The following is a 7,860-nucleotide window of genomic DNA, read 5'->3' as shown; positions in this document are numbered from 1 at the left end:
TTCTCTTTCACGGGCGCAAGCGCAGGATCGCGCTTTGCAACGCCGTCACGGTCCAGCGTCTCGATGCGGCAGCCATTGTCGGTCAGGATGTGCGACTTGGCGGAGGCCGCCTTCAGCGCCGCCTCCGAGCGATAGAGATAGATGAGGCCGCCGGTACGCCCGTCGAACTTAACCCCGGTCTGCTTCACCGTCTCGTGGAAGACGTCGAGCGAGTAATTGCAGAGCCTCACCTTGCGCGTGGTGTTGAGTGCTGCGCGCTCGGGCGTGCACTCCCCCCAGAAGCGCCACATCCATTTCCAGAATCGCGGGTCGGTGGAGAACCTGAAGCGCAGCGCCTGGTCGCCCCGCCACAGCGAGCGGAGCAGGATTTTCGGGGCAGCGGGAGAAGACCAGGCATAGGCATGGCCCGGCGCGAACAGGCCAGCGTTGGAAAAGCTGGTAAACGCGGCGGGTTCCGCCTCGCGGTCGATCACCGTCACCTCATGGCCATCGCGGTTCAACTCATAGGCCATGGTGATGCCGACGATGCCAGCCCCCAGCACAAGCGCCCTCATATCCACCCCTTTTGATCTTGCATGCCGGCAATGCTAGCAAGGACGCATCATGCCTTCCACCACCCATCCGCATGCCTTCCATTTCGACCGAGCGGTTGACAGCTATTGGGAAGCCTCGGCAGACCCGCTCGGGATCGACACTGCACCGCTGCGGTCGGAGGAGACCTGCGAGGTGGCGATCATCGGCGCGGGCTTCACGGGGCTTTCGGCAGCTCTCGAGCTCGCCGAGTCGGGTGTCGAGGTGCGCGTGCTCGAGGCGGGACGGGTGGGCTGGGGCGCATCGGGGCGGAACGGCGGCTTCGCCTGCATCGGCTCGCACAAGCTCTCCTATGGGCAGATGATCCGCAGCTATGGCCTCGAAGCCACCCGGCACTATTACCAGACGATGCACCAGTCCGTCGCACTGGTGCGCGAGACCCTCGACCGCTTCGGGATCGACGCCTGGGCCTCAGGCGACGGTGAGGTAACCCTGGCGCATCTGCCGGGCCGGGTCGCGGAGTTGCGTGACGAGCAGGCCTTCCTGCTCGAGACCTTCGGCGACCGGACCGAATTCCTGCCCAGGGAAGAACTCGTGGCCCGCGGCCTCAACGGGCCGGGTTTTCACGCGGGCCTCAAGGGCAACACGGGGTTCGGCATCCATCCATTGAACTATGCGCGCGGCCTCGCCCGGGCAGCGGCAAAGGCGGGTGCGCGGATCCATGGCAGTTCACGGCTGATACGCTGGGAAGAGACGCCGCAGGGCCACGTCCTCCATACGGCGGAAGGCCGGCTTACCGCGCGCCACGTCATCGTCGCCACCAATGGCTATACGCCGGAGGACGTATCACCCCGTCACGGCGGCCGGCTGATGCCGGCGCTGTCCAGCATCCTCGTGACCCGCGTGCTGACCCAGGACGAATTGCAATCCCAGGGCTGGACATCGCCGCTGATGGCCTATGATTCGCGCAAGCTCCTGCATTACTTCCGGCTGCTGCCCAACGGCCGCTTCCTGTTCGGCGGGCGCGGCGGCACGGATGCATCGGATCACGGCGCCAAGGCCTACCGGCCGGTTCTGGAGGGTGCGTTCAGGGACCTTTTCCCCGCATGGCGGGACGCCGGGATCACCCATTACTGGCGCGGCTTCGTGTGCCTCGCCTACGATCTCGTGCCCTATATCGGAGCGCTGGACGAGGCCAGAACAGTGTGGACGGCCATCGCCTACCACGGCAATGGCGTCGCCATGGGCTCATGGAGCGGGCGCGCGGTGGCGCGTCTCCTCACGGGAAGGGCGGCGCCTGGCGAGCTTTCACCCGTGCTCACGCGCCGCCTCGCCCGTTTCCCCCTGCCCGCCTTCCGCCCGCTCTATCTGAAGGGCGCCTATGTCTGGTACGGCTGGCAGGATAGGAGATAGCTACTTCTTGCGGGCCTTCTTGGCCGCCTTGGTGGCCGGCTTCTTGGCGGGCTTCTTGGCAACGGCCTTGGCGGCCCGCTTGGCGGCAGAGGCGGGCCTCCGGGCGGCTGGCTTCAGGATGGCCGCTTCGACCATGATCTCGACATCGAGGCCAGGAGCCGCGAGCTTCGATTCGACGGTGGCGCGCGCCGGGGTCTGGCCCGGAACGACCCAGGCATCCCAGGCGGAATTCATCTCGGCGAAGGTCTTGATGTCGGTGAGCCAGATATTGGCCTTGATGATGTTCGTCTTCGACGTACCGGCCTTCTTCAGCACCACGTCGATCTGGCCAAGAATGTCCTTCGTCTGCTCACTGACGGATTTGCCCGCAGCCGCCTCCGCCACGAAGCCTGCGAGATAGACCTTGCCGCCGTGGATCACGGCAGAGCTCATGCGCTTGCCAGCGTCGATTCGTTTCAATGTCATTGGATCCTCCCTGAAGACCGCTTTGTTCTAGAGCATGATCCGCAAAAGTGGAAACCACTTTTGCGGCAAGATCATGCTCAGGAACTGAGCGCTAGCGGGCTTTGGCTACGCCATCAATCACGCTGAGCAGAGCGCGCGGCAAGGTCTCGAATGCATAGGGTGCGTGAAGCCGTTCGAGCCAGTGGTGATAGTCCCGCCCCCACGGGCCGATGTTGATGCACGGATGGCCAGCTGAGCCGGGCATTACGAAGCCTGTGCCCCACACCGGCGTGTTGGCCGCGGCAGCCGCCAGGTCGCCGGAGGCCTCGCCAAGGAAGCTCATGTCCGAGATGCCGGGGAAGTAGCGCAAGGTGGAAAGGCCATGCCCGGCTGCGGCCTTCACGATCACGTCTTCAAGCCTCGCATCCCCCAGCGATACCGCCGGATAGGGAATGGAGCCGAAGCCGATGACCACGGCGGGTCCGGACAGGCCCGAGGCCGCCCAGACCTCCGCCGTCACCTGCTTGGTACGCTCGGGCAGGTCGAGCTGCGTCAGCGCCGCGGCCTTCGCAGCGATACCGGCCGAGACGTCCTTTGGCACGCGCGCCGCCAGTTCGGCATAGCTCATTACCGGAACGTCACGGCCCAGCCTGTTTCGCGCACGCGCCATGGCACGCCGGGCCAGCCGCAGTGAAATGTCGAGAACCTCCGCCGCGGATCGCCGGTGCTGCAGCGTGTTCCAGTACAGCCAGCACTGCGCCGGGGTGGTCACGTTGTAGCCGGACTTGAGATCCTTGGCATGAAGCGCCGTAGGGGGAGCCGCGACCTCCGGCCCGCTCGCCTCTGCAAGTTCGTCCGCCATCTCGAACTCCGTCAGCAATTCAGCGCCGAGATAGGCGGCGTTCGCACCATCCTGCGGATAGCAGGCGTGCGCCTCCTTGCCCGCGACGAAGGCGGTGACGAGCAGCTTGCCGATGGAACCGAGCGCCACGGCCCGCCCCGCCGACCCGTCGCCCTGGTCCGAGATTGCATCGAGATTGATGACGAGATCGATATCGAGCCCGTGTTCCTCCGCAACGGCGGGGATGAGCGGCGCCGCCGCGCGCGCGCCCGCCGAACGGTCCTCCTCGTCGGCAACCGCGAGGAACAGGAGATTGGCATCGCCACGATAGGCCTCCATCGCCGCGATTGCCGCCGCAAGGCCTGCCTTCATGTCGAGAAGCCCGCGGCCGGGAAGAAACGCTCCGCTTTCAAAATCGGCCAGCGCCCGGGGGTTCTCACCCGTGCGGCGCAGCTTCGCCACGATGTCCGGCAGAAGCCGCTCCGGCGTGAAGGCGAGCGGTTCCAGCGCGCCATAATCCGAGACGGGCACCACGTCGAAGTGCCCCGTCAGCAAAATGCAGCGGCGGCCGCGCCCCCGCTTCAGCGCGAAGACGTTCGAGCGGTGGTCGCCGGGGATTGGCGTGGTCCAGGCCTTTCCGGCTTGCGCCATGTAGTCCGCCAGCCTGCCTGCAAATGCGGCCTCCTCCGCCGTTCCGGTGACGGATGGCCAGGACGTGAGCGCCAGAGCAATCTCCCGCGCCCGCGCCGCAATGTCATTGCTCACGCCAGAGACCGGTCATAGGTGAGGACCGCGTTGAGCAGCACCTGGGAGCCTGCACCACATTCCTCCAGCGTCGTCGATTCCGCCTCGTTGTGCGAAATGCCGCCGAGGCATGGCACGAAGATCATGGTGGTGGGCGCCACCCGCGCGATATAGGCCGCGTCATGGCCAGCACCGCTCGCCATCTCGCGCGTCGAATACCCGGCCTGGTCCGCACCCGCGCGCACGCAGTCGATGAGAGCCGGCGCGAACGTGACCGCGGGCGAAATCCAGATGCGCTTTTCCTCGACGTCGACGCCGAGATCGGCCGCGATCTTCGGCAGAGCAGCCTTGTAATCCGCCTCCATCTTGTCCAGCACGCTCTCGTCCGGATGGCGCAGGTCGACGGTGAAGAACACTTCGCCCGGCACCACGTTGCGGCTATTGGGCCGGTTCTCGATCAACCCGACGGAGGCGACCCCCGGAAGATTGTTCATGCCGACCTGATGAATGGCCTCGATCATGCGTGCAGCGCCCAGCAGCGCGTTCCTGCGCAGGCCCATGGGTGTCGCCCCTGTGTGGGATTCCTGCCCCTTCACCGTCACCTCATACCAGCGCATCCCTTGAACACCGGTGACGACGCCGATCATCTTGTTTTCGGCCTCGAGGATCGGGCCCTGCTCGATATGAAGCTCGAACATGGCCTGGAACGTGATGTCGCCTGCCTTGGCCTTGCCCTTGTAGCCGATGCGCTCAAGCTCATCGCCGAGCTTGATGCCCTGCCGGTCTTCACGCGAATAGGCGAACTCGGTGGTGAAGACACCCGCGTAGACGCCGGAGCACAGCATCGCGGGCGCAAAGCGCGAGCCTTCCTCATTGGTCCAGTTGACGATCATGATGGGCGCATTGGTTTCATAGCCCATGTCCACCAGCGTGCGCATGGCCTCGAGTGCGCCCAGCACGCCCAGCACGCCGTCGAACTTGCCGCCGGTAGGCTGCGTGTCGAGATGGGAGCCCATGGCGATGGGCGCCAGGTCCTGGCGCTTGCCAGGCCTGGTGGCGAACATATTGCCCACCTCGTCCACCTCCACGGTGCAGCCCAGCTTCTCGCATTCGGCCTTGAACCAGTCGCGCACGCGCTTGTCATCGTCGGAGACGGTGAGACGCTTGATGCCGCCCTTGGGCGTCCCGCCGAACTTGGCGGTGTCCATCAGCGTGTCCCACAGGCGCTGCGGATTGATGGTCAGGTTGGTGCGCGAGGTCATGAAGGGAGCTCCTGTTTCTTCCGGCCGTCATCTTTCTTCCGGCCGTCATCTTTCTTCCGGCCGTCATCTTTATTCCGGCCGTCATCCCGGCGAAGGCCGGGATCCAGCTTTGGTTCAGCATGCACGGTGAAGGAAGCTGGATCCCGGCCTTCGCCGGGATGACGCCACCTCTTAATGCCGTGCATGCTTTGTTTGGTTACAGCCGCGGCTTCACCTTGGCGAGGTGCGGCGCCTGAAGGGCAAGGTCCGCTTCGCTGAAGCGGTCGCCTACCGTGTTGCACTGGTGCCAGTAGGGATAGAGCAGCCACTGCAGGCTCACATCGTCGATGCGCTTCTTCTGCTCGGCTGTCAGCACCAGCGAGGCGGCGGCGAGATTGTCCTTCAGCTGCTCTTCGGTGCGGGCACCGACGATGATGTTGGCAATGCCGGGCCGCCCGGCAAGCCAGGCCAGCGCCACCTGCGCGGCAGAGACGCCATGCGCGTCACCCACCTCCACCAGCGCCTCGATGATGCGATAGAGCCGGTCTTCGTCGCGGATTGGCGGCTCGCCCCATTCGTTGAGGTGGCGGGAGAGCTGCGGCGGCGGCGCGTTGCGCCGGAACTTGCCGGAGAGCAAGCCGCCCGCGATGGGGCTCCACACCTGGGCCGCAACACCCTGGTCGACGGCGATGGGCAGAAGCTCGTATTCCGCGTCGCGCGTTTCGACGGAGTAATGGATCTGCTGGCACACGAAGCGCTGGTAGTTATGGCGCTCGGCGGCCATCAGGCACTTCATGATGTGCCAGCCGGAGAAATTGGAGCAGGCAGCGTAGCGGATCTTGCCCTGCTTCACCAGCGTGTCGAGGGCTTCCATCATCTCCTCGACGGGGGTCTGGCCGTCCCATTCATGGAGATAATAGATGTCGATGCGGTCGCGTTGCAGGCGCTTGAGGCTGGCCTCGCACTGGTCGATGATGTGGTAGCGTGACAGGCCCTGCTCATTGGGGCCCTTGCCCATGGGAAAGCGCACCTTGCTGCCCACCAGGATCTGGGAGGAGCGGCCCTTCAGCACCTCGCCCAGCAATTCTTCCGACTTGCCGGTGGTGTAGATGTTCGAGGTGTCGATCAGGTTTACGCCGTGATCGAGCGACACGTCGACGAGGCGGGCTGCGTCCTTGAGCGAGCCGACAGTGCCGATCTTGCCGAACAGGCCCTCGCTGGCGAAATTCATCGTGCCGAGCGAATGCAGCGATACCTTGAGGCCGGAGCGGCCGAGCTGACGGTATTCCATGGACTGTGGTTCCCCTTCCTATTTCCGGGGAGCGAGACTATCAGGCACCCGGGCTCGCGTCATCCCTTGGCTCATCCTTCGGCCATGCGATGAGGAAGGTGTAGACCGCATAAACCAGCATACCGCCGGCAATGGCGATCCACAGCCCGGAATTCTGCTGGTAGAGCTCGAAGAGGAGCCAGAGGGCGACCGTCACGATGATCGCAATCCGCCGCCACAGCGGCCGGTAGAAAGGATGCTTCTGCTCGTTCTTGAACATCGCCACGCTCACTCCTCGTCAATCTGGCGGCCCATGATGGCCAACGCTTGCTGGTAGACGCTGGCGGCGTTCCAGCCCTGGAGGGCCGCGAAATTCGCCTGGCCGGGCTGGTAGCCCTTGCCGCGCTGCCAGCCATGGCCTTTCAGGAAGTTTGCGGTGGAGGCCAGCGCATCCGCCTTCTTGTTGAGATTGATGCCGCCACCATCGCCATCCGCACCATAGAGGAAGACGTTCTTGGGAAGGAACTGCGTCTGCCCCACTTCGCCATGCATGGCGCCGATGGAGGATGAGGAAAGAACACCTTCATCAACCAGCTTCAGCGCTGCCACCAACTGCTCGCGGAAGAAATCGGGCCTGCGGCAGTCATAGGCAAGCGTTGCGACGGCGGAAACGGTGTTCTGTTTTCCCATATAGCTGCCGAACGCCGTCTCCATGCCCCAGATGGCGATGAGCGGACCAGCTGGCACGCCATAGCGCTTCTCGAGCTTGGCGAAGAGTGCCGCATTCTGCGCCTTGAGCTTGCGGCCCTGGCGCACGATGGTGGCAGCGCCGCGCTTTTCCATGAATTCGTCGAGGCTGAGCTTGAAGGAATGCTGTGCGCGGTCAGCCTTGATGGTCGCTGCCGAGTAGCGCGTGTCTTCCAGCGCTGCGAGGCCCTTGCGGCCCACACCCTGCGCGGCCACCTCGCCCGCATGGGACGCCTTCCACGTGTCGAAGCCCGAGCCCGTGTTGCCGCAGGACGCGGCAAGGGCAGGCGCCACGGAAGCCACAAGCAGGGAGAAACCAAGAACGGTCAGCCGCATGTCTTGCTCCAGAGTCTCAAGTCACGGGCGGGACACTGCCATTGCGTACAGTGCCTGTCACCTTTCTTTAGGTCAAAATCTTGGCAAAAACGAAACAAAGCGACCTGCAGGGGCCGTGACCGGCCCCCGCAGGTCCTTGCATTACATGCCCTTGGCCTTGTCGGTTACGGCAGAGGTCCAGGCACCTTCCGGCTTCTTGCTGATGACCGGGTCGGAGCCGCCCTTCATCAGGGTTGCAACCGTGCGGTCGGCGGCGGCGGCGTCGAGCGTGCCGTCAGAGCCTTCGGTGAGCT

The 7,860-nt window shown here is 64.7% G+C and carries 7 protein-coding genes and 2 pseudogenes; 1 reads left to right on the top strand and 8 read right to left on the bottom strand.

Annotation, left to right across the window (positions count from 1 at the left end):
- On the bottom strand, window positions 1-554 hold a 554-nt coding region (locus tag ACILRA_RS16385; RefSeq protein WP_395663144.1), incomplete at its 3' end, for an FAD-dependent oxidoreductase.
- A gap of 49 nt (window positions 555-603) precedes the next feature.
- Between ACILRA_RS16385 and ACILRA_RS16380 the strand changes: the two genes are divergently transcribed.
- Window positions 604-1,944: an NAD(P)/FAD-dependent oxidoreductase gene (locus tag ACILRA_RS16380; RefSeq protein WP_395663143.1), complete on the top strand. Its 1,341-nt coding sequence runs from the start codon at window positions 604-606 to the stop codon at window positions 1,942-1,944.
- A 117-nt stretch (window positions 1,945-2,061) separates the two neighbouring features.
- On the opposite strand, the pseudogene ACILRA_RS16375 reads toward ACILRA_RS16380, so the two are convergent.
- The 7 genes and pseudogenes from ACILRA_RS16375 to ACILRA_RS16345 all read right to left on the bottom strand — a co-directional run.
- Window positions 2,062-2,409: pseudogene (locus ACILRA_RS16375) on the bottom strand (RidA family protein); the annotation flags it as partial.
- A 91-nt stretch (window positions 2,410-2,500) separates the two neighbouring features.
- A complete protein-coding gene (locus tag ACILRA_RS16370) occupies window positions 2,501-3,994 on the bottom strand; it encodes a M20/M25/M40 family metallo-hydrolase (protein ID WP_395663142.1) in 1,494 nt (497 codons plus the stop codon).
- Window positions 3,991-5,235, bottom strand: coding sequence for a M20 family metallo-hydrolase (locus ACILRA_RS16365; RefSeq protein WP_395663141.1), 1,245 nt, complete (start codon window positions 5,233-5,235; stop codon window positions 3,991-3,993). Before ACILRA_RS16365 ends, ACILRA_RS16370 begins: the two co-directional genes overlap by 4 nt.
- 196 nt (window positions 5,236-5,431) lie before the next feature.
- On the bottom strand, window positions 5,432-6,505 hold the full coding sequence (locus tag ACILRA_RS16360) for an aldo/keto reductase (RefSeq protein ID WP_395663140.1): 1,074 nt from the start codon (window positions 6,503-6,505) through the stop codon (window positions 5,432-5,434).
- A gap of 40 nt (window positions 6,506-6,545) precedes the next feature.
- The gene (locus ACILRA_RS16355; RefSeq protein ID WP_395663139.1) at window positions 6,546-6,770 is read right to left on the bottom strand and encodes a DUF3329 domain-containing protein; all 225 of its coding nucleotides are present in this window, start codon (window positions 6,768-6,770) and stop codon (window positions 6,546-6,548) included.
- Between the two features lie 2 nt (window positions 6,771-6,772).
- Window positions 6,773-7,567, bottom strand: a complete 795-nt coding sequence (locus ACILRA_RS16350) for a lytic transglycosylase domain-containing protein (protein ID WP_395663138.1) — start codon at window positions 7,565-7,567, stop codon at window positions 6,773-6,775.
- A gap of 141 nt (window positions 7,568-7,708) precedes the next feature.
- A pseudogene (locus ACILRA_RS16345) lies at window positions 7,709-7,860 on the bottom strand (ABC transporter substrate-binding protein); the annotation flags it as partial.

Source organism: Aestuariivirga sp., from assembly GCF_044239095.1.
Taxonomy (GTDB): Bacteria; Pseudomonadota; Alphaproteobacteria; order Rhizobiales; family Aestuariivirgaceae; genus Aestuariivirga.
This window is presented reverse-complemented; position numbering and strand designations above follow the sequence as displayed.